This is a genomic window from Chitinophagales bacterium (genome assembly GCA_040877935.1).
GTDB lineage: Bacteria > Bacteroidota > Bacteroidia > Chitinophagales > CAIOSU01 > JBBDNB01.
The window spans coordinates 105,671-127,123 of the sequence record JBBDNB010000039.1 but is presented as its reverse complement, the minus strand read 5'-3'; the positions used below and the strand labels follow the sequence as shown (position 1 = coordinate 127,123).

The following is a 21,453-nucleotide window of genomic DNA, read 5'->3' as shown; positions in this document are numbered from 1 at the left end:
ATCAGCAATTTTCGTAAATCACCGCAGCACCTTGCCCAACTCCAACGCACATAGTTGCCAATCCGTAGCGGACATTTCTTTTCTGCATTTCATGAATCAATGTAGTGCTGATGCGCGCCCCAGAACAACCCAAAGGATGACCAAGTGCAATGGCTCCACCATTCACGTTTACAATCGAGGGATCCAATTCCAAATCGCGCATACAGGCTATGGACTGTGCAGCAAAGGCTTCGTTCAATTCCACCAAACCGATATCGCTGATTTTCAAACCTGCCCTTTTCAACGCTTTCTGCGTGGCGGGTACGGGACCTATGCCCATACAATCGGGCGAAACACCGGCAATGCCCATGGAAATGACTTTTACCAATGGCTTTAAATCATGTTTTTTAAGATAATCTTCTGACACCAAAATCAAGGCTGCGGCACCATCATTTATGCCCGAGGAATTGGCAGCTGTTACGGTTCCGTCTTTGATAAAAGCTGGTTTTAGCGAAGCGATTTTTTCCATACTACTCAGTCGCGGATGTTCATCTTTATTGAAAAGAATGGGATCGCCCTTGCGCTGTAGAATAGAAACCGGGACCAATTCTTCCTTGAATTTATCGGCATCATGCGCTGCTTGGTATTTTTCCTGGCTGCCCAGTGCAAATGCATCTTGCTCTTCACGACTGACTTTCCATTCTTTAGCTACATTTTCAGCAGTTTCGCCCATAGCATATGGATAATATTTATCTGCTAATTTTTTATTGATAAAACGCCAGCCAATGGTAGTGTCAAATAATTGCGCATCGCGGCCAAAGGCTTTGCTGACCTTGCTCATCACATAAGGGGCGCGTGTCATACTTTCCACGCCACCAGCCAGATATACATCGGCCTCGCCCAGCATAATGGCACGGCTGCTGTCCATAATAGCTTGCAAGCCTGATGCACACAATCTGTTGACGGTCACGCCTCCAATTTCCTGAGGCAAACCGGCCATAAGCAAGGCCATGCGGGCGACATTCCTATTGTCTTCGCCCGCTTGGTTGGCTGCGCCAAAGATTACATCTTCAATGTCTTCTAGATTGACTTTAGGATTGCGTTTCACAATTTCACTGATCACAAGTGCAGCGAGATCGTCCGGCCTGACTGTGCTCAGTGTTCCGGTATATTTTCCTATGGGTGTACGCAGTGCGTCAATTATGTAAGCTGAAGTCATAAAGTATTTTTAATTTTGTCGGCAATTCTACAATAGTACAAAGATAAAATTCTAAACGGGGATGATACAAAGAGTTCAGAGTATATACTGGTTATTGACTGCTGTGGTGTTGGTGGCTTTTTTGTTTTTGCCCATGTTTGGCTACGGACCAAGCGGCAAAGAAAATGTTTTTGCAGTGCAGGATTGTATGACTTTGACCATTGCCACATCTTTAGCTGCTTTGCTCAGTTTGGCGACCATTTTTCTGGTCAATAATCGCCCTTTGCAAATCAAACTCTCCTGGCTAATTGCCTTGGTAATTCTCTTAGGTTTTACAGGCTCTGCCGCGGTGAATTTTCTTGCACTATCTAATGGCGAAGCCCCTGCAGCAGCTGGTGATATCGTAAGTTTTAAATGGCCATTGGTATTGCCATTTGTAGCACTTGTCTTGAATTTTCTTGCAATGCGTGGTGTAAAAGCCGATCAAAAATTGGTGAGTGCCAGTGATCGCCTGCGGTAGGTTTTTTTGTCAATGCTAAACAGCTTAGTACAAAGTTTGTACAAAACAGTTTAACATTTCTTCGCTAATCCTTTCTTGCACAGCGTGCACAAACTGAACATTTTCACTTAACTTTGCGTTGAATTTTCAGCATTAGGAAGCTAATTACCAATGAAGAAAACCCATATCATAGCCCTTGTTTTTATTGCCATCTCGATTGCCGTAATTATCAGCATGACAGGAGATTACAGTCGCTACGAAACATTCACAAGCGCAACGGCTTCTCCATCCAAAGATTTTCATATTGTAGGGGAACTGGTGGAAGACAAGGAAATTTATTACAACCCGGAAGAAGATCCAAATCATTTTACTTTTTACCTGAAAGACAAATCGGGAACTGAGCGCAAAGTGATTTTTAATGGTGCAAAGCCGCAGGATTTCGAGCGATCAGAACAAATCGTACTCACGGGTGGCATGAACGGGGATGTCTTTATGGCCTCGAAAATTTTGATGAAATGTCCTTCCAAATATGTGGATGATGAGTTGGAAGTTTCTGAATTCAAAGCAGCAGAAAGTTAATGGATATTCAATATGTAGGTGAAAACCTGATCCCCGGTATGATAGGAAGAGGCGGAGTGGTTTTTGCCTTTGTTTTTGCCCTTTCGGCATTTATTTCCTGGTGGGCGGCCACCAGTTCTAAAAATGATCTGGAAGAAAAAAAGTGGTCGCAGATGGCGACTGTTTTTTTCGGGCTTCATGCACTCGGTGTTTTTACCATTATTGCTGCACTTTTCTACCTGATCTCCAATCACCTTTTTGAGTATTACTATGCCTGGCAGCATGCTTCGCACGATTTACCTCCGCGCTATTTATTGTCTTGCTTTTGGGAAGGCCAGGAAGGCAGCTTTTTGCTGTGGTTGTTCTGGCACGTTATTCTTGGTGGAATTTTATTAAAAACAGCCAAAGGCAAACTAAAAGCTCCGGTTCTGAGCATAGTGGCACTCACACAGGTGGTGTTGGCGAGTATGTTGCTTGGGATTGAAATTGGCGGAACGAGAATTGGCAGCAATCCTTTTATTTTATTGCGCGAAGCACTGGATGCACCTATTTTCTCACGTCCCGATTACATGAGTTTTGTAGAAGATGGAAACGGGTTGAATCCACTGTTGCAAAATTACTGGATGACCATTCATCCTCCAACCCTTTTTCTGGGCTTTGCACTTACTTTAGTTCCTTTTGCTTACTCTATTGCTTCGCTTTGGATAAAGGATTATACCAACTGGGTAAAACCAGCTCTCAACTGGACATTGGTAGGTGGAGGCATACTCGGTACCGGTATTTTAATGGGCGGTGCCTGGGCTTATGAAGCATTGACATTTGGTGGCTTTTGGGCATGGGATCCTGTAGAAAACGCTTCCCTTGTTCCCTGGCTGACACTGGTTGCCGGTATGCACACATTGGTAGTTTACAAAAACACCAAGCACGCACTGAAGGCGAGCTATATTCTACTTATAATTAGTTTTTTATTAATTCTCTATTCTACCTTCCTTACTAGAAGTGGAATTCTTGGCGACAGTTCTGTACACTCATTTACTGATTTGGGCATGTCCGGACAATTGCTTGTGTTTATGTTTTTGTTCCTGATTTTAGGCATTGTCATGCTTGCAATTCGCTGGAAACAAATGCCCTCCAATGCCAAAGAAGAAGAAACGAGTTCTCGTGAATTCTGGATGTTTGTAGGGGCTTTGGTGTTTCTGATCTCTGCCATTCAGATATCTTTCTCTACTTCCATTCCCGTATTTAATAAGTTCTTCCCGCTTTTCAGGAGTATCCCCGGTATAGGACATTTTTTCGAAAAAGACCTGGCACCGCCTATAGACGTGATTGCGCATTACAACAATGTACAGGTTTGGATTGCCATTATTCTGGCGATAATGAGTGCTACCATACAGTATCTCAGCTATAAAAAGACGCGGAAAATTGTTTTTATAAGAAGCCTGGTGGGGGCTGCAATTTCTGCTTTATCACTTAGTGTTATTACAGCCTTTATGTTAGAAATATGGGTCTGGTATTATTTGCTACTCACTTTTGCAGCTTTTTATACAATTATTGCCAACGCACTTTATATTTCCCGGGCTTTCAGAAAAAATATTAAAGCAGCAGGTGGTTCCATTGCGCATATTGGTTTTGGCCTTTTGATATTGGGAATACTTATTTCCAACTACAAACAGGAAGTGATTTCCATCAATACTTCAGGCATTGATTTTGGAGATAGTTTTGACAAAAAAGCCAAGCGGGAAAATATCCTGCTTCGAAAAGACCAGCCGGTGAAAATGTCCAATTACCTGGTGACCTATGTTGGAGATACGGTTGTTGAACCCAACCACTACTACAAGGTACGCTATGAAAGACTGGATGAGAACGAGCTGGTAGTGGAAACCTTTGAGCTGCGCCCAAATGCACAGATCAACCCCAATATGGGGCTGATTGCCAATCCCGATACGAGGCATTATCTGACCCGGGATGTCTATACCCATGTCACCTCAGTTCCCGACAAAAGTGAGCCCAAAATTGAGGAAGAAGATTATGAATCAATGATGCTGAGCAAGGGCGATACTTTTTACACGGCAAGAGCCATTGGTGTTTTTGAATCGGTGACGCCATTTCCCGAATCTCCATTGTATGAGAAAAGGGAAGATGATATTGCAGTGGGCATTAATCTTGTGCTTTATACTTTGGATGGAAAGAAATACACTGCCCAACCGGTTTATTTGATACGCGATGAACGTGGTATAAAGTTAGAAGATGAAGTAGAAGAACTCAAACTACGTTTGCGCATCGACAAGTTAATCCCTGAAACCGAACAAGTGAAAATTTCTATGTGGCAGGAAGAAGGGGAAAGTGATTTTATTATTATGAAAGCCATTGTATTTCCTTACATCAATGTACTTTGGCTGGGCAGTTTGGTAATGGTAATCGGATTTTTACTCAGTGCCTGGAACAGGCATGGAAAAAGCAAATAAATTGGTACCTGATAGTGTCAGCTTTATCGGTTCGGGCAGAGTGGCCACCCAGATGGCACTGGCATTTCAAAATGCAGGCATATCCATTCTTCAGATATACAGCAGAAAAAAGGAAAATGCAGATAAACTGTGTAAGCTGCTGAAAGAAGGGGAAAGTACTGACAACCTCAGCCAGTTCAGGGATGATAGCACACTTACCATCATTGCCGTTTCTGATGATGCCATTGAGCAGATTGCCGGAAAATTACAATTAAAAAATACGGTGCTGGCGCATACTTCTGGTACAATTCCATTGAGTGGCATTGAAGCCGCAGCCACTAAAACCGGAATTTTTTATCCGCTGCAGAGTTTCCAAAGTGATCGAAATCCTGATTGGAATGACATACCTATTTTCCTGGAAGCCAATGAGGAAGCTGATTATAAATTGTTGGAACATTTTGCAGGTAAACTCAGCAATACTGTGAATCGACTGGATAGTGCCGAAAGAAAAAAGCTGCATCTTGCTGCGGTATTTGCCAATAATTTTCCGAATTACCTTTATCATATCGCCTATGATCTGATGCGGAAAGAAGACTTGCCCTTTGAGTGGCTGATTCCACTTTTGAAAGAAATGACCGCCCGGTTAGACGAAAATGATCCCGCGCTTTTGCAAACTGGCCCCGCCAGGAGAGGTGACGGGGAAACGATTTCAAAACATTTGAAAATGCTTGAAGACCAACCCGAATACCAAAAGCTCTACCGGGAAATATCGGAGCTTATTCTGAAAAAATTCAAAAAACCCGAATGAACACTTCTGTTTGGCAGGCACTGAAACAAATGCTGCAACTGATCCGCTGGCCCAATCTGCTGATTATTCTGCTCAGCATGTATTTTGTGCGGAATTTTATTGTACTTCCCATTTTTGAGGCTGTTGATATTGGCTCTTCGCTGAATGATTTTTATTTCTTCCAACTGGTGCTTGCCGTTGTTTTAATTGCAGGTGGTGCCTATATCCAAAACGATTTGTTCGATCGTGAAAACGACCGGCTCAATGGTTCCAAAGGACTTGCTCTAAAAAGCATTTCGAAAAATGAGCTGGAACGCCTTTACAAACTTTTTTTCATCGCGGGGAATATACTGGGGTTCTATGTGGCATTTAAAGCCGGGCGATTTCAGCTTGGTTTTATCTTTCTTTTTGCTACGCTTCTGCTCATTATATACAATCGTATTTTTAAAAGGCAATTTCTTTTTGGCAACCTGATAGTAGCCGGGCTTTCTGCTTTTGTGCTGCTGGTAGTCGCTTTGTTTGAAATGCCTGTTTTTGAATTGCATGCCCAGCGAATGGGAAGCCTGCTTTCTTTGCTCTATATGCAATTGATGGCCTATTCGCTTTATGCTTTTTTTATTTCGCTGATCAGGGAAATTGTGAAAGACATGGAAGATATAAAAGGGGATGGGCAAATGGGCATGCAAACCATGCCTATAGTTTTGGGATTTAAAACAACAAAATTTGTATTGAGTCTTTTGCTCCTGTTGCTTATTGCAGCAACACTTTACATCGCCTGGATTTATGTAAGCGACACGCAATATCCACAGGCTTCCTATATTATTGCAGCTGTGGTTTTACCACTTGCTTTGACCGCAATTCAACTTTTTAAAGCATCAAACGCCAAGCAATATAGAAAAACAGGCATTATGCTGAAATTTGTAATGCTGACAGGGATTTTATCAATGCCTGTGTTTTATTATTTAATTCAATAATTGTGAATAACAATAAAAAACTAATTCTGGGCTCCGGCTCTCCGCGCAGAAAAGAAATATTGCAACAAGCAGGATTTGACTTTGAGATTATAAAAAGCGGTGTAGAGGAAGTATATCCCCAAAAACTTGAAGCCGGAAAAATACCCGAATATCTCGCCAAACTCAAAGCCGATGATCTGAAGCCAAAATTAACAGAAGGTGCTATTCTACTGACTGCCGATACCCTGGTGTTTTGTGATGGTGAAATACTGGGAAAACCAAAAAACAGGGCGGAAGCCATTGCATTCATACAGCAGTTATCGGGCAAAACGCATGAAGTGATTGGCGGATATTGTCTCACTACGCCTGAAAAGCAAATCTGCTTCAGCGACACTACAAAAGTGTTTTTTAAAAAACTCAGCCAGGAAGAAATCGAACACTATGTGGATCAGTACCAGCCCTATGACAAAGCCGGGGCATACGCCATACAGGAATGGATTGGCCTGATTGGGATTGAAAAAATCGAGGGTTCTTATTTTAATGTGGTAGGGCTGGCCATGCACAAAGTATATGAATATTTACAGGAATTCTAAATTTGGCGTTCCCTTTTCAGCATGCACTGCTGTGCGTTAGTTCCAATCCTTTTTCTTTCAATTCCTCTTTGAGTTCATCAAATTTTTCTTTTTCCAGCGGACGCGTGGCATCACAGATCAATTTGCATGAAAAACCTTCTTTCAAAGCATCTTTAATGGTGAAATAGACACAGATATCTGCTGCCAGGCCACAGAAATACAATTCTTTTGCACCCTTTTCCTTTAGATAGCCTGCAAGCCCTGTGCTCTTTTGGTGGCCATTGTCATAAAAGCCACTGTAGCTGTCTATTTCGGGATCCATTCCCTTACGAATAATGGCTTCAATCTTCTCTGTTTTTAGATCCGGGTGGAAGTCCGCGCCCATATAACCCTGTACACAATGGTCGGGCCACAGGATTTGCTCCATATTATTGAGCTGAATTTTCTCAAAAGGCTTTTTATCCTTGTGGTTTGAGGCAAAACTCATGTGGTTTTTAGGGTGCCAGTCCTGTGTGGCAACAACCAAATCATAATTTTCCTGCAATTGGTTGATCACCGGAACTATAGTATCTCCATCCGGAACTGCAAGGCTGCCTCCTGGCATAAAATCATTTTGTGGATCTACTATAATTAAAGTTTTCATTTTCATCCTTTTAGGATAATAAAAGCAAACTGAGCGAACTATACAAATCGCAGGTGCTTTATTTAAAATGTTTTAACAGATTTTCAATAAGCCATTCGAAAGCATTGTCCATACCAAATTCAATATCTGAACGCAACAAACCTTCCATATCGCCCCAAAATTCCAAATCGGTTTTTTTCTCCTCAATATTTATCAAAAACTGCTTTTTTGTAGGCGATTTCCCATCTGAATATCCCATATATTTTTCATAGCAGTACAGCAGTTTATCAATATCAGGATTCAGTTTATCAAAGGCATAATACAAATCGAAAAGATCCCTACCCTTTTTCCGCTGATACAATGCCCTGAGTTTTGTTGCCAGTAACTCCTCTATTTTATAAGTAGTGATTTGTGCAGTTCCGGAAAACCAATCACTCTGCATTTCAAAAGGATGTTCTTCCCAACCCAATACATTGAAATGTTCCCTGCAATTGATTTCAATTTTTAGACGCAGGCGAATTTTAGGAGGGAACTCAGCATTATAGCGATACAAAATTGTATTGTTGTTCAATTTCTGTTTTACGGTTCGCTTTTCTTCAAAAAAAGTAATCACTTCCGCTATTCGCTTCAATATAGGTTTAATCCTTCCTTCTTTAATCTGAACCAAATCAATATCCTCTGAATATCTCGGTGATGGTGAAAGATAAAGTTTGTGTAATGCAGTTCCCCCTCTAAATGCGAGATTTTCCTTTAGAAATTCATCTGAAAATAAAAGAACCAACGCCCTACTGATTATCAAATCCTGTTCTACATAATGCAGGGAATTCCATGGGGCTTTATACTTCCAACGCTCTATGTAGCTTTTGGGTATCATATCATGGTGCATTTATTATAAATCACTCTCAATCTCCGTATTTATATAAATATTCCATATTGAATTGTACGCTCCGTTTTTACTAGAATTCTTACTTAACCTAACTGGATAAATCCTTTTATTTTTCAGCACTTTTTTTAATGCATTTGCCAATTTTTGATTATTTAATTCAATATCCAGCAAATAGCCCAAGCGCTGTATAGTAGAGATGTTTGGAAAATTTTCAGCTACTCGGATTAAAGATTTTGTATTCATTTCTTCAGTTAACTCCTCTATAACAGTAAATGCCCTATTCACTCCATAATTACCATAATAAAGCAGGTCTAAGGCTGTTAATTCGGGAGAAGAAACCTTTATATATCCTGCATCGGTTTTCTTTAGGACTATATCATCTTTTGACCAATTCTGCTTAACATAAAAATCAACATTCAAATTATCCTTACTTATATTTCTTAAAGCAGGCTTTTCAGTAATCACATAAAATTTCATTACAGCCTGATGGGAAGCACCATGCAATGAAGCAGCTGAAAATAAGCCCACATAATAGTCCTTACCAATCGATTTCATTAAATCATCTATGAATAAATAGGGAGGCGGGATTCCCCATTTTAAAAATTCGGGAGAGATTATTGCATAAAAGCCTTTTCGTACATGTGCTATTTTATTTTTGGTCTTTAGTCTATACAAAGCTTGTTGTAAAGCCTTTCCAGAAATATCAAAACTATCTAATAATTCATTTTGCGTAAATGAATATTTCCCCTCGGCTCTTTTTTCCTCTACAAAATTCTCCAGGCTTTTGTGTTTTTCTACCACAGCTATTATTTGTAATTTGCGGTTCACTACGAAAAACGTAGTATATCGCAAATATAAAATAATAAATTGGATTGCAAATAAAATTTATAGTTTAAACGCTTTTCTTCTCCGCTATCAATTCATCCCGCTCTTTTTTCAAGCCATCACTCAGGCCTATTTTATAAATATGCGGGTTTTCAAAGCGCTTGTATTCAAGGGGCAATTCTTCCAAACGCTGTCGGCTGTATGTTTGAATCTCCTTCACCGACCTTGGAAGGTTTACACGCTTTCCATTTTCCATTACCAATTGCAGCAATGGTTCTTTCTGGCAGTTTTTAAATGACAGCGACTTTCCAGATTCAAACACGTGATGCATACGGTGCACTTTTAATTCATCCTTTAAAGCAACTGCATCTGCACCAATCATTTGCCCCTGGTCATCGCGTATTCTGTGTACCTGTTTTTTATGTGGCAATGTAATCTTTCCTACATTTTCCGAAAGCTTGATTCTTGGTTTATCATTGGCAAATGCAAGTTTGTAAACGCCATCAAGTGCAGAATCGGGCCGGCCAATCACCAAACTCGTGCCTACCCCAAATAAATCGATAGGAGCTTCTTGTTCCAAGAGACTTCTTATAACGTGTTCATCCAATTGGTTGGAAGCGGCAATTTTAACCTCATGCAGGTCAGCCTTATCCAGCATTTTGCGACTTTCTTTGGCCAGATAAGCCAGGTCGCCACTGTCAAGCCGGATACCTTTGAGCTGCTGCCCACGCTCTTTCATTTCCAGTCCCACTTTTATGGCATTGGGCACACCACTTTTCAGTGTGTCGTAAGTATCTACAAGTAAGACACAATCATCAGGCCGACCTTGTGCAAAATCACGGAAAGCTTCTAATTCTGTATCATAACTTTGAACAAAAGAATGTGCCATAGTACCAGAAACAGGAATATCAAAATCACGGCCGGCACGCACATTGCTTGTAGCATCAAAACCACCAATTACAGCAGCACGACTGGCAAAATGCCCGCCCGGACCATGCGCCCTGCGCAAACCAAAATCAATCAGCTTTCTGTCACCTGCAACTTTCCGCATTCTGCTTGCTTTGGTAGCAATCAGTGTCTGGAAATTCAAAGTATTCAGCAATAAGGTCTCAATTATCTGGGCTTCAATGATATTGCTTTCTATTTGCAAGACCGGACGGGTAGGGAAAACCACATCGCCTTCAGTGCTGCTATAGACATTTCCTGTGAAGCGGAATTTTTTTAAATGTTCCAGAAATTCGTGATCAAATCCCTGTTTTTGCAGAAAAAGAATATCCTTTTCATCAAAATGCAAATTTTCAAGAATGTCCAGAAGTATTTCCAATCCGGCATATACTGCATAGCCACTTTCAAAAGGCAATTTTCTGAAGAAATAGTCAAACACAGCGGTATTGTCTTTCTGCCCTTTCAGGAAATAGACCTGCGCCATAGTCAATTGGTACATATCGGTATAAGTAGCAGTATAGTTAATCATATCAGTTGTTTTAGTTTGTTTTCAAAAATTTCCAAATCACGGTTGCTGAACAGAACCATTCGGATAAGCTTTACATGTTTGAGTTCCTTAGCTACATCCGATATGGTTCCCAGGGCAACTTCTGCTGCCGAATCTATCGGGTAACCAAAAGCGCCACTTGAAATAGCAGGAAATGCAATGGATGAAATGTTGTTTTTATCGGCCAAATGCAATGCATTCTCATAACAATTTGCCAGTAGTTGATCTTCGGGTTTGTCGCGGCCATAAATTGGGCCAAGGCAATGGATCACATAATCGTTTGGTAAATTAAACGCCCCGCTAATAACCGCCTCTCCCGGGCGAATGGGAGCCATTGGTTGACATGCTTCACTCAATTCAGGGCCGGCTGCACGATGTATCGCTCCCGCTACACCACCGCCTGTAGTCAGTTGAGCATTGGCTGCATTTACTACAGCTTCCATATCGTTTTGAGCTGCAATATCTCCTTGCTTCAGTTCCAGGTCAATATTTGTATTTGGTATTTTCATAACGAAAATTTCTTATAGTTTAAGAAAGGATTTCCATATTTCAAAACAACAGAGACAACTTAAATGAAATTAACAATTATAGATTTTGAAGGTGTGACCCCGCTGGGGTCGGGTTTATTGTTGGAGCCGCTTTTTATAAACATACCATACTTCCAGGATGGGTAAAAGTTCTTGTTTGAATTAAAAGGTCGTTGTATTGATTGGGTATTTTTAGGATTGTCTTTCAAAGCAAACCAAACTGATGTCAGCGAAATCAAATGTTTTTTGACAGGATGTTTTCCTAAACGAACCACATTTCCGGGTAATGATATTTTTTTCAGGAAGAGGGAAATCTGCAATATTTGATTTTTATAGATTAGTGTGAATTGATGCCAAGAGGCATCATATGTTTATAACAGGGTTGAAACCGCCCTTGTCACCGACTCCGGAGGAGTCGTATGTTTCTGTATCTATCTTAAATTCCCAAAAAATCGTGAAACACTTACTATTATTGAGTTTGTTTTGCTATATACCCAAACCATATCCCTGTAACGGTCTTAACATAGAAACCATGATGCCCCATAGCAGGTACAAGCCGTTTTATAGGAATTTGAGTCAGATTTTAAAAACGATAATTGCAGCTGATACAAAACCTGAGTTGTACTAAAATTTCACAGTCCATTTACTTAGTCTTATTTTTACAAACTAATCCATTTTTTCTTGTCAGATATTTTTGAAATAAAACTGCCGCAATTCGAAGGTCCTTTTGATCTTTTACTTTTCTTCATAGAAAGGGATGAGCTGGATATTTATGACATCCCAATTTCAAAGATCACTGCCGATTTCCTGGATTATATCCACCAAATGGAAACCATGAACATTGAAGTGGCCAGTGAATTTATACTGGTAGCTTCTTCTTTAATGCGTATTAAAGCCAAAATGCTATTGCCCCGCAAAGAAGTAGATGAGGAAGGCAATGAACTCGATCCGCGAGAAGAACTGGTGCAGAAGCTGCTTGAATACAAAAAATTCAAAGCAGTAATTGATGACCTGAAAACACTGGAAGAAAATCGTACTAAAATTTTTCAAAGAGGCAATATTCAATCCGAGCTGAAATACATCAATCACCACAGTGATGATACTGCCGAGCTGCACACGCTCGATCTCTACAAATTGATGCAAGCTTTCAATAAAGTACTGAACCGATTTGAGGATAGAAAGCAAAATGTTCAACACACCATTATTCGCTACAACTACAGCATCAGCAGTCAAAAAGAATATTTACTGGGCATCTTAAATCCGGGGGAACCTGCCGGGTTTGAAACAATATTTCAAATCTGTGAAGACCGCATACATGCACTTTTCACTTTTCTTGCTTTGCTTGAACTGATACAATTGGGCAATATCAGTATCCAACTGAGAGATGGAATAAACAACTTTACTGTTGAGCTCAAAAATGCTGATCAAAAGGAATTGGCCAACCAAAACAAATAACCATAGAGCACAAAGCGAATAAATCGCAGACTCCCGAAAAGTATATAACGCCCCAAGGGATATTTCAACCACCCGCAAAGCAAACTTACAAGCGCAAAAGGCAATGGGGTAATGGCGGAAGCAAACACCAACAAACCTCCGTATTTATTATAGTAGGGTTGCCATTTGGCCAGTCTTGGAAATCTACCAAGCAAGTCAAAAGCAGGAAATCTTGATAAAAATTTCCCACCGGCATACGCCAGGAAACCTCCGCAATAGGAAAGTATGGTCATTAAAATAATTTGCCTAATAAAATACTCGGTGCCCTGCGGAATAAAGATTACCATAAAAACTTCAGGCGGAATAAAACCAAAGATCAGTTCGTTGAGAAAAAACACCACATAAAGCCAGAAGGGCTCGTCTGCTATGGGTTGTAACCATTGCTCGTAATGGCTTAAAATCCAATCGCGGAGAAAAACAAAGGCAATCAAAAACAAGGCAAAAAACAAAAGTCCCCGCAACAGATTCCTGGTAAAAAAACGGGCAAAGCCTTGCGGGTCTTCTGTCATGATTATTGAATTATGCCCAATTGTTTTCCGATACTGCTAAAAGCAGCAATGGCTTTATCCAAATGTTTGCGTTCATGCGCTGCCGAAAGTTGAACCCTGATTCGGGCCTCTCCTTTTGGGACTACGGGATAGAAAAATCCAATCACATAAATGCCTTCTTTTAAAAGCGCATCAGCAAATTCCTGTGATTTTTTGGCATCATAAATCATTATGGGCACTATGGGGTGTGTGCCCGGCTTGATATCAAATCCAGCGGATTTAATTTTTTCGCGGAAATAGAGGGTGTTTTCTTCGAGCTTATCTCGCAATGCAGTACTTTCGGAAAGCATATCCAATACTTCAATAGACGCGCCTGTAATTGCCGGTGCCAAAGTATTGGAAAAAAGATAAGGCCTGGAGCGCTGCCTGAGCAAATCTACAATTTCCTTTCTGCCGGAAGTAAAGCCACCAGAGGCACCACCCAGTGCTTTGCCCAGAGTTCCGGTAATGATATCAATTTGTCCGATTACATTTCTAAATTCATGTGTGCCGCGTCCGGTTTCCCCCATAAACCCGGAGGCATGACATTCATCCACCATTACCAAGGCATCGTATTTTTCTGCCAAAGCACAAATTTTATCCAATTGGGCAATAGTACCATCCATGGAAAATACACCATCTGTAACCACAATTCTGAATCTTTGCTCCTGCGCATCTTTCAGTTTGGCTTCCAGATCATCCATATCATTGTGCTGAAAACGATAGCGCTTGGCTTTACACAAACGCACTCCATCAATAATAGAAGCATGGTTCAGTGCATCTGAAATAATGGCGTCTTCCGGGCCAAATAGTGGTTCAAAAACACCGCCATTGGCATCAAAAGCAGCGGCATATAATATGGTGTCTTCCGTACCCAGGAATTCGGAAATTCTGCTTTCCAATTTTTTATGGATATCCTGTGTGCCACAAATAAAGCGTACCGATGACATGCCAAAACCACGTTCATCAATGCTTTTTTTGGCGGCTTCCCTTACCTGCTTATTATTGGAAAGCCCAAGGTAATTATTGGCACAGAAATTAATCACTTCGCTGCCATCTTCTAAGCGGATAACAGCATCTTGTGCCGTGCTAATCACTCTTTCTTTTTTATATAGCCCGGCCACTTCAATTTCTTTCAATTCCGATTTTAAATGCTCTTTTAATCCTCCGTACATAGATGTTATTTTTTGTGTCGGGTAAAAATACAAAAGTAGAACGGGCTAGAATAAAAAAAGGACAGCCTGAATAGACCATCCTTTTATAAAGCATTTTTTCAGCAATTGATTATTCCATCATGGATTGAACTTTTTGCTGAAGCGCAGGATCCTGATTTACCTGGTTCATGATCTGCTGGTACCGTGTAGGTTGCATTCCAGCATCAACAACAGCATTCTGCAATTCGCTTTGCATTTCCTGCTGTGTTGAGGAAATTTTTTCTACCGCAGTTTGAAAATTAGCCAGTTCTTTTTCACTGGCTTCCACTTCCTGATTGGGGTTTTGCTGTGCATTGGCAATCTCATTGAAGCGTTCTACATCAAGACCACTTTTTTCTACTTGTTGTACCATTTCTCCCTGGTACTGTTCCTGAACCTGATTGACTTTATTCAGTGCATTCACAAATTTCTCGAGTTCTGCATCTGATACTTCAGGGGCAGATTCCTGACCACCGGCAGGAGCTTGGCTTGGCCCTTGCATTTGAGCCATTAGCGGGGTTGAAAAAAGTACTGTAGTGGCAGTAAATACTGCAAATAAAACTTGTTTAAACATAATTGATAAAATTTGATTTTTTACATGATATGAAGAATCTGATCCAATCCCAAAGTATTTAACATTGTATAACGGGTATTAACAGCATATACAATTTCTGTGACGGAAAACTCTGATTTTAAGCCTCTTTAACCAAATTGAGCACTTGTTTTAAATTGGCTATTTCAAGTGGTTTGTTGATATAAAAATTGGCATTGTATCTATTAGAGAGTAAAACATCATTTTTAGCAGATGAACTAGAAAGCATTATTACAGGAATATGTTTAATGACATTATTGTTTTTAATTCTTTGCAAAACTTCAAGGCCATTCAACTTTGGTATATTGATGTCCAGGAATACTATGTCAGGGCTTTTGGCGGCCTTGTACTTCCCTGTTTTTTCAAGAAATTGTACAGCTTCCCAACCATCTTTTACTACGATCAATTCACCACTGACATTTCCCTCCTCTAATGCTTCTGTAGTCAGCAGTATATCACCTTCATTGTCCTCTACCAATAAAATTCTGATTTGGCGCATATTATCCAATGTAACAAAAATATTTATTAATTCGATTGTTTTCAGTCTTAGAATTTTGAGCGCGGAGCTTTTTTTGGTAAAGAAAAGTAAAAGCATGCTCCTTTTCCTTCCTTGCCTTCAGCCCATATTTCTCCCCCATGCCTTTTTATAATGCGCTGGGCAATGGATAGTCCGGCACCATTTCCTGCAAACTCATTCTCAGAGTGCAATCTTTCAAAATATTTAAATAAAGCGTGGTAATATTTCATATTAAAACCAACTCCATTGTCCTTTATGCTATAGATAAACTCTTGTTTTTTTTCTTCTACATCTATTTCAATATGTGGCTTTTCTTTTTTAGAACTGTATTTCAGCGCATTGGACAGCAGGTTTCTAAGCAGGTAGTAAAGCAAATTTTTATCCCCAAATACCAATGGCTGTGGCGTGATCTCTATTGTGTATTTAGCCAAATCGTATTCGCGTCCCAAATCTTTTAGCACTTCCTTTAATAGTTGATACATATCAAATTTCTCATGCTTTATGGTTTGCTTTCCTACTTTTGAAAAAGCCAGGAGATCTTCCAATTGTTGGTACATTTTATTACTGGCATTGAGCATATCTTCAATTACTTCAAAAGCCTCTTCCAATTGATTTTTATCCCGCATTTTGATAATTGATACGAGGCAAAAATTCATAAATCGTAAAGGAGCTCTTAATTCATGTGATACTGCATAATTGAACATTTCTAATTCCTCATTACTTTCCATTAATTCAGTAGTGCGCTCAGCTACTCTTTTCTCCAGTTCTCTGTTTAATTTTCTTAGTGCCGCTTCACTTTTTTTAAGTTGCTGCTCTGCTTTTAATTTCTCTGTAATATCCGTTGCAAGCACCAATTCAGCATGTCTGCCATCAAAACTTATAATATTGCTTTGTATATCTACCATAATGATTTCTCCGGATTTCTTCTTATGTCTGAAAATTCCCTGAAAGTACAACTCACCTTTGCCTTCTGAAAGTGACACTACTTTTTTGAGTTGCTTAATATCCTCCGGGGGGCGGATATCTTTAATGGTCATAGAGAGAAAATCTTTTTGGCTATATCCATAATGCCTTACCGCAGCATTATTTACATCAAGAAAGCGAAGGGTGTCAATTTCGTAAACCCACATAGGCAGCGGGCTTGAATGAAAAATATGCCGGTATTTTTGTTCCGATTCTTTTAATTTTGAATTGATGCGTTTGCGCTCAATACTGTATATAATGCTTTTGTACAGTTCTGTTGGAGTGAATTCATCTTTGAGTAAATAATCTGAAACACCGAGTGAAAGTGTTTTTACTCCAAAGTTTTTTTGAGCATAGCCTGTCAATACTATGATTGGTATCTGCTCAGCCAGCTTGCTGATTTTTTTCACCAGTTCTTCACCACTTATATCCGGTAGAGAAAGATCGAGCAGTATAACATCAAATTGCTTGTTTTTATCTAAAACCCCAGTCGCTCCAGCGAAAGATTTCGCTTGCTGAACAAATGGATTGTTCATCTTTTCTTTAAGATAATCCTCTATAAGTATAAAATCCCCTTCATTGTCTTCTACTACCAGAACATTGAATTTATGGGTAGAGATAGTCATGTTAAGACCTCCTGTTCATTTTCTTTAAATCACAAAGTTCAACCATCATTGCTATAGGTATGAATGCAAGATCCCCATTAGTCTCTTGCTAAATGAATGATTAATTTTAATTTCACTCATTTACTTAAAAGTATTAAAAATTGTTTCATTTTTTAATGCATTTCTCCAAATTTAATTGCAATAAAAATTTATCGGGAAAATAATTGCTCACGAAACTAAAGAAGCAGAAGCTTGTACAAATACTTTTTCTGTGTCGGTAAATTCTTCAAAAGTTTTTGCTTGTTGATCAATCAAAGATGCATCGGCATCGGAAACATCACCGGATCTCAGCTTTAAGCGTTTTTTTAGTTCTTCTGTATTAGCCTGGCAGTAAATTATTTTGAAATCAAGCTGCTTTTCTTCAGCCAGTTGCATGGCCTTGATTCTCAAATTTCTTTTATCAAACCTGGCATCAAGTATTACAGAAACACCTCTGTTTGTTAAAAATTCTGCAAGCTTAATAAGCGTATTGTATGTCTCTTGGCTGACTTCAGCTTTGTAGATTTCTTGAGGTCCTTTTTCATAAAGTGGCACTCCTGTAAGATGCTTTCTAAGCGCATCAGAACGAATGATCAGAAATTGTTTTTTTGCTGCAATTTTACGCGCTACAGTACTTTTACCCGAGCCGGATAAACCACTCATAATCCAAAGTGCTGTTTTTTCAGTCTTTGTATAAGATTCGGCCAAATCAAAGTAGGCTTTGGCTTCTGCAATTATTTCATTTCGTTCTTTTGCCTGAATTTCCTGATTTTTCAATCGAAATGCAATTACTTTTCCACGGATATAAGCTCTTACACAAGCATAAAAAGGCAGTAAAGCAGCCCCTTCATAGTCGCCACTTTGTTCAAAATATTCATTCATTAATCTGTTGGCAGCAGTATATTGCTTCCTGTAATGCAGATCCATTATCAGGAATGCCAGGTCATAGACCACATCAATATTTCTAAATTCCTTATTGAATTCTATACGGTCAAAAAACTGTATTTCACCTTTATAAATGCAAATATTATTTAAGTGCAGGTCACCGTGGCATTCCCTGATCTTTCCCGATTTTTGCCTTCTTTCAAAAAGTGCTTTGTTCTTATCGAGAAAGCCCAAAGTGGATTTTCGAATTTTTTCAAAACTTACTTCAGTGATGCACTTGCCGATATATGCTTCTGTCTGATTAAAATTCTGTTCTGCAATTTTTTGAACAGCTTGTACCGAAGCATAACTGCTGATCTCCTGATCTGAGTTGGCTTTTTGATGCAGATAGGCAAGCTTTTGTGCCAATTGGGCGAAAAGTTCAGGGGAAACATCTCCGCTTTCTACTTTAGACGAAAGTATCTGCTCCTGATCAAACTGCCGCATTTTCAAAATATACTCTGCTACTTTTCCCTTTTGCTGAAAACTGAATTTGCCTTCTTTTTCATAAACAGGCAGGACTTCAATGTAGATTTCAGGTGCGAAAATTGAATTTAGGCGCAATTCTTCTTCACAATAAAATTTTCGCTTTTCCAAAGTAGTAAAATCCAAAAACCCCAGATCAAGCGGTTTTTTGAGTTTATAGGCAAAGTTTCCTGTCAGGAATATTACGGATATGTGGGTTTCTATTACCCGGATTTTATCTGAAGTAGAATGCGGGTATGAGTCGGGGTTTTGAAGGAAGTTGAGTAGTTTCATTGTGCTTAAGCTAAGAATTTTTCCTTCATTTTTTCAAGCTTGAGCTCGGTTTAATTCATCTGCGCAATCCACTTCCTTATGAGCTCCACACCTTCTGTATGCACCATTTTTTTGCCCAGTTCGGGCATCATAATTCCCGGGTCTTCTGAAATCATGCGGAAGTACAAAATAGAAGAATCGGGTTTGCCGGGATGAATGTCATATTTTAAACCGCCAGAACCCCTACCGGCAGCAATGGGAGATTTATAAATGCCGAGTGCTGTTTTGCGCTTTTGATAATAATCGAGAAAAAATCCACTGGTATTGGCCGGGCCCTCGGCTCTGTGGCAGTGGGCACAATTGATATCGAGATAAGCACGTGCTCTTTGTTCCAGATTGCCTGATTCGGGATCATCCCATAATGGCACGGCATCCAGTTCGCTTATATTTTGATGCAATCCGGCTAAAAGTCCATTTTCGCTCCAATATTTCAGTTGATTGGCACTTACATCTGCATAATCAAACTGCTTGTTCAGTTGACGGGAAGTAGGGCCAATGGGCATCATTTTATTGGATTTGCTGTGACAGCCTTTGCATTGATTTTGAGTGGGTACCGAATAATTGAGCTGCTTTTCAGTACCGTCATAGTGCACCCAGCTGATGTTGATGCGTTCCCCGGCTATTACCAGGTAAGCTTCTGTTTGCTCTTCATTCCAGACATAAGCTTCTGCTTTCCACTCCTCACCTTCATTGATCAGCAACCGGGTTTCAAGAATGCGTCTTTCGCCTTCGGGTTTTCTGAAATCAGCAGGGTAGTAAAAGTTCTTGATCAGTATGGTGCCTTCGGGAAAATCCATTGTCTCAGTAGGATGGTATTTTGCCATTTTTCCTTCGGGTAATTTTACAAACCTGGCCTTAAAAGCATAATCCGAAAAAAGCGGAGTGGCCAAATCATAAGGAACAACACCTTCAGCCGGTTCCAGGTTTTTCATGGGTTTTTTAAAAAAACCGAGAACAGATAATTTTTCAGCTTCCACATCAGAAGCTTCTATACTCTCTCCATCCAGATTCACTTCTTCTATAGCAACCTGTTCTTTGCCGGGGTCTTGTGCACAGGCATAGATCAGCAGTGCTAAAACAGATAAAACAAAATATTTAAGCATTGTAGGGATCCACTTTATTCTTATAAACGCACAGCGGGGAAATTCGTTGGTTCGCAATTGAATTGGTCGAGTTCCGTAATAATATTTGCAAAATCATTGGCTGCATCAATATTTGCAAATTTGGCACCATTATTTTCACCTACACAAATTTGATAAGGCGCAACATAGTTCCCGTCTTTCTGCTCAATTTCAGGATCGAAAAATCCGTCAAATAAGATATCGGGACGACTAAAAGGGAATTTAAACAACAACAATTTGCCCAGGTCATTGCCAAAAGTAGGAAATTGGAAAAGCCCTTTGCTGATAGTGTTGTTGTAGATTGAAATGCTTTTGGGGTAAGGGTTAAAGTCTGGATCATCATAGGGCTTTTGCACCAGTTTATAGCTGGCTATTGCAATACCAATGGTTTTGTTTCTATCAATTTCATTGTCAAAAATCTCAACTGCTGTGGTTGCAAGTACCATTATTCCAGTTCCGGGAGGCACTTCCCCTACTATATTACCTTCGGGCGCAAAATTTCTGTAGTTGTTTGAAATCACTTTATTATTAAATACACGAACTTCCCGACCATTTTGTGTAAGGTCGGGCATATCAAAAATCAAAATGCCCCCGGTGTTTTCATGTGCCAAACAATCATAAACATCCGCTCGCACACAGTTTTCAATTTCAATACCGGCCACATTGTGATAGGCTGTACAATTTCTAACAATGACATCTCTCGACTGCCCCACATAAATCCCTGCATCTGATGCGCCAATTGAAGTAGAATTATCTATCAAAACCCGATCACAATCCACGGGATAAAAACCATAGGCTCCATTTTCTTCTTTGGGTTCGCCCAGCCATTCGGTTTTTACATTTTTAAAAGTCAGGCCATCTATTTTCTGCGCTTTAATCAAATCGCCTTTTGAATCCTGAAGTGTAATATCCAGAACAGTGATGTTTCTGCCATTTGTGATTTTGAGCCCTTCGGAGCCCTCTTCCTGACCTCTGAAAGACAGAAAAGTTTTGTCCATTCCTGCTCCGCGAATGGTAATGTCATTTTTACCTTCTAACCATATAGTGCCTTTGAATTTGTAATGGCCTTCAGGGATATCAATTGTATCGCCATCATTGGCTTTTATAAATTTGGTATTCAGGCTTTTTTCAATGCTTTTCCACTGAATGCCTTCCTTTTGTTCAGAACAGGAATAAAGCAAAAATAAGATTGCGGAAAAAAGGATTATCCTTAAATGATTCATATTATAATTGTTTGGGAAACAGGTAAAATTCTTGAATGCATAAAGATAGGGGAAATCTGATAAACCGAATTCTTAGATTCAACAAAACAATGCTAACTCTAACAATCCTTAAAGG

General features: G+C 39.8%; 21 protein-coding genes. 7 read left to right on the top strand and 14 right to left on the bottom strand.

The annotated features are described in order from the left end of the window. Window position 1: 1 nt before the first annotated feature. Window positions 2–1,198, bottom strand: a complete 1,197-nt coding sequence (locus tag WD048_09660; GenBank protein MEX0812469.1) for an acetyl-CoA C-acyltransferase — start codon at window positions 1,196–1,198, stop codon at window positions 2–4. 61 nt (window positions 1,199–1,259) lie between these two features. On the opposite strand from WD048_09660, the gene WD048_09655 reads away from it, so the two are divergent. The 6 genes from WD048_09655 (at window position 1,260) to WD048_09630 (ending at window position 7,011) form a co-directional block, all read left to right on the top strand. After that, entirely contained in the window at window positions 1,260–1,697 is a 438-nt protein-coding gene (locus WD048_09655) for a DUF4293 domain-containing protein (protein MEX0812468.1), read from the top strand. A 150-nt stretch (window positions 1,698–1,847) separates the two neighbouring features. Next, window positions 1,848–2,255, top strand: coding sequence for a cytochrome c maturation protein CcmE (locus WD048_09650; protein MEX0812467.1), 408 nt, complete (start codon window positions 1,848–1,850; stop codon window positions 2,253–2,255). Then, window positions 2,255–4,699: a cytochrome c biogenesis protein CcsA gene (gene ccsA / locus WD048_09645; protein MEX0812466.1), complete on the top strand. Its 2,445-nt coding sequence runs from the start codon at window positions 2,255–2,257 to the stop codon at window positions 4,697–4,699. The genes WD048_09650 and ccsA overlap by 1 nt, the downstream gene beginning before the upstream one ends. Next, window positions 4,683–5,486 (top strand): DUF2520 domain-containing protein, encoded by an 804-nt coding sequence (locus WD048_09640; GenBank protein ID MEX0812465.1) that lies wholly within the window; start codon window positions 4,683–4,685, stop codon window positions 5,484–5,486. The genes ccsA and WD048_09640 overlap by 17 nt, the downstream gene beginning before the upstream one ends. Further along, complete coding sequence (locus WD048_09635; GenBank protein MEX0812464.1) at window positions 5,483–6,439, top strand: geranylgeranylglycerol-phosphate geranylgeranyltransferase; 957 nt, start codon at window positions 5,483–5,485, stop codon at window positions 6,437–6,439. Before WD048_09640 ends, WD048_09635 begins: the two co-directional genes overlap by 4 nt. 2 nt (window positions 6,440–6,441) lie before the next feature. Continuing rightward, a complete protein-coding gene (locus tag WD048_09630) occupies window positions 6,442–7,011 on the top strand; it encodes a Maf family nucleotide pyrophosphatase (GenBank protein MEX0812463.1) in 570 nt (189 codons plus the stop codon). Between the two features lie 16 nt (window positions 7,012–7,027). On the opposite strand, the gene pncA is transcribed toward WD048_09630, so the two are convergent. The 5 genes from pncA to WD048_09605 all read right to left on the bottom strand — a co-directional run bounded on the left by pncA (window position 7,028) and on the right by WD048_09605 (window position 11,324). Beyond that, window positions 7,028–7,633 (bottom strand): bifunctional nicotinamidase/pyrazinamidase, encoded by a 606-nt coding sequence (pncA, locus tag WD048_09625; GenBank protein MEX0812462.1) that lies wholly within the window; start codon window positions 7,631–7,633, stop codon window positions 7,028–7,030. A gap of 58 nt (window positions 7,634–7,691) precedes the next feature. Next, window positions 7,692–8,486 carry a nucleotidyl transferase AbiEii/AbiGii toxin family protein gene (locus WD048_09620; GenBank protein ID MEX0812461.1) on the bottom strand — a complete coding sequence of 265 codons (795 nt, stop codon included), beginning with the start codon at window positions 8,484–8,486 and terminating at the stop codon, window positions 7,692–7,694. Between the two features lie 15 nt (window positions 8,487–8,501). Then, complete coding sequence (locus WD048_09615) at window positions 8,502–9,299, bottom strand: type IV toxin-antitoxin system AbiEi family antitoxin (GenBank protein ID MEX0812460.1); 798 nt, start codon at window positions 9,297–9,299, stop codon at window positions 8,502–8,504. A gap of 91 nt (window positions 9,300–9,390) precedes the next feature. Continuing rightward, window positions 9,391–10,797 carry a nicotinate phosphoribosyltransferase gene (locus tag WD048_09610; protein MEX0812459.1) on the bottom strand — a complete coding sequence of 469 codons (1,407 nt, stop codon included), beginning with the start codon at window positions 10,795–10,797 and terminating at the stop codon, window positions 9,391–9,393. Further along, complete coding sequence (locus WD048_09605; GenBank protein MEX0812458.1) at window positions 10,794–11,324, bottom strand: macro domain-containing protein; 531 nt, start codon at window positions 11,322–11,324, stop codon at window positions 10,794–10,796. Before WD048_09605 ends, WD048_09610 begins: the two co-directional genes overlap by 4 nt. Before the next feature lie 699 nt (window positions 11,325–12,023). Here WD048_09605 and WD048_09600 point away from each other — a divergent pair. Then, window positions 12,024–12,797: a segregation/condensation protein A gene (locus WD048_09600; GenBank protein MEX0812457.1), complete on the top strand. Its 774-nt coding sequence runs from the start codon at window positions 12,024–12,026 to the stop codon at window positions 12,795–12,797. On the opposite strand, the gene WD048_09595 is transcribed toward WD048_09600, so the two are convergent. The 8 genes from WD048_09595 to WD048_09560 form a co-directional block, all read right to left on the bottom strand. Further along, a complete protein-coding gene (locus WD048_09595; GenBank protein ID MEX0812456.1) occupies window positions 12,767–13,345 on the bottom strand; it encodes a hypothetical protein in 579 nt (192 codons plus the stop codon). The two genes, WD048_09600 and WD048_09595, sit on opposite strands and share 31 nt — an antisense overlap. A 2-nt stretch (window positions 13,346–13,347) precedes the next feature. After that, complete coding sequence (gene kbl, locus WD048_09590) at window positions 13,348–14,538, bottom strand: glycine C-acetyltransferase (protein MEX0812455.1); 1,191 nt, start codon at window positions 14,536–14,538, stop codon at window positions 13,348–13,350. A 109-nt stretch (window positions 14,539–14,647) separates the two neighbouring features. Next, on the bottom strand, window positions 14,648–15,130 hold the full coding sequence (locus WD048_09585) for a DUF4168 domain-containing protein (protein ID MEX0812454.1): 483 nt from the start codon (window positions 15,128–15,130) through the stop codon (window positions 14,648–14,650). Between the two features lie 118 nt (window positions 15,131–15,248). Next, window positions 15,249–15,647, bottom strand: coding sequence for a response regulator (locus WD048_09580; protein MEX0812453.1), 399 nt, complete (start codon window positions 15,645–15,647; stop codon window positions 15,249–15,251). A 47-nt stretch (window positions 15,648–15,694) separates the two neighbouring features. Further along, window positions 15,695–17,254, bottom strand: a complete 1,560-nt coding sequence (locus WD048_09575) for an ATP-binding protein (GenBank protein MEX0812452.1) — start codon at window positions 17,252–17,254, stop codon at window positions 15,695–15,697. Window positions 17,255–17,461: 207 nt separating this feature from the next. After that, the gene (locus WD048_09570) at window positions 17,462–18,955 is read right to left on the bottom strand and encodes an AAA family ATPase (protein ID MEX0812451.1); all 1,494 of its coding nucleotides are present in this window, start codon (window positions 18,953–18,955) and stop codon (window positions 17,462–17,464) included. Window positions 18,956–19,005: 50 nt separating this feature from the next. Then, window positions 19,006–20,097, bottom strand: a complete 1,092-nt coding sequence (locus WD048_09565; protein ID MEX0812450.1) for an SO2930 family diheme c-type cytochrome — start codon at window positions 20,095–20,097, stop codon at window positions 19,006–19,008. A 20-nt stretch (window positions 20,098–20,117) separates the two neighbouring features. Next, window positions 20,118–21,338, bottom strand: coding sequence for a parallel beta-helix domain-containing protein (locus tag WD048_09560; protein ID MEX0812449.1), 1,221 nt, complete (start codon window positions 21,336–21,338; stop codon window positions 20,118–20,120). Between the last annotated feature and the right edge of the window lie 115 nt (window positions 21,339–21,453).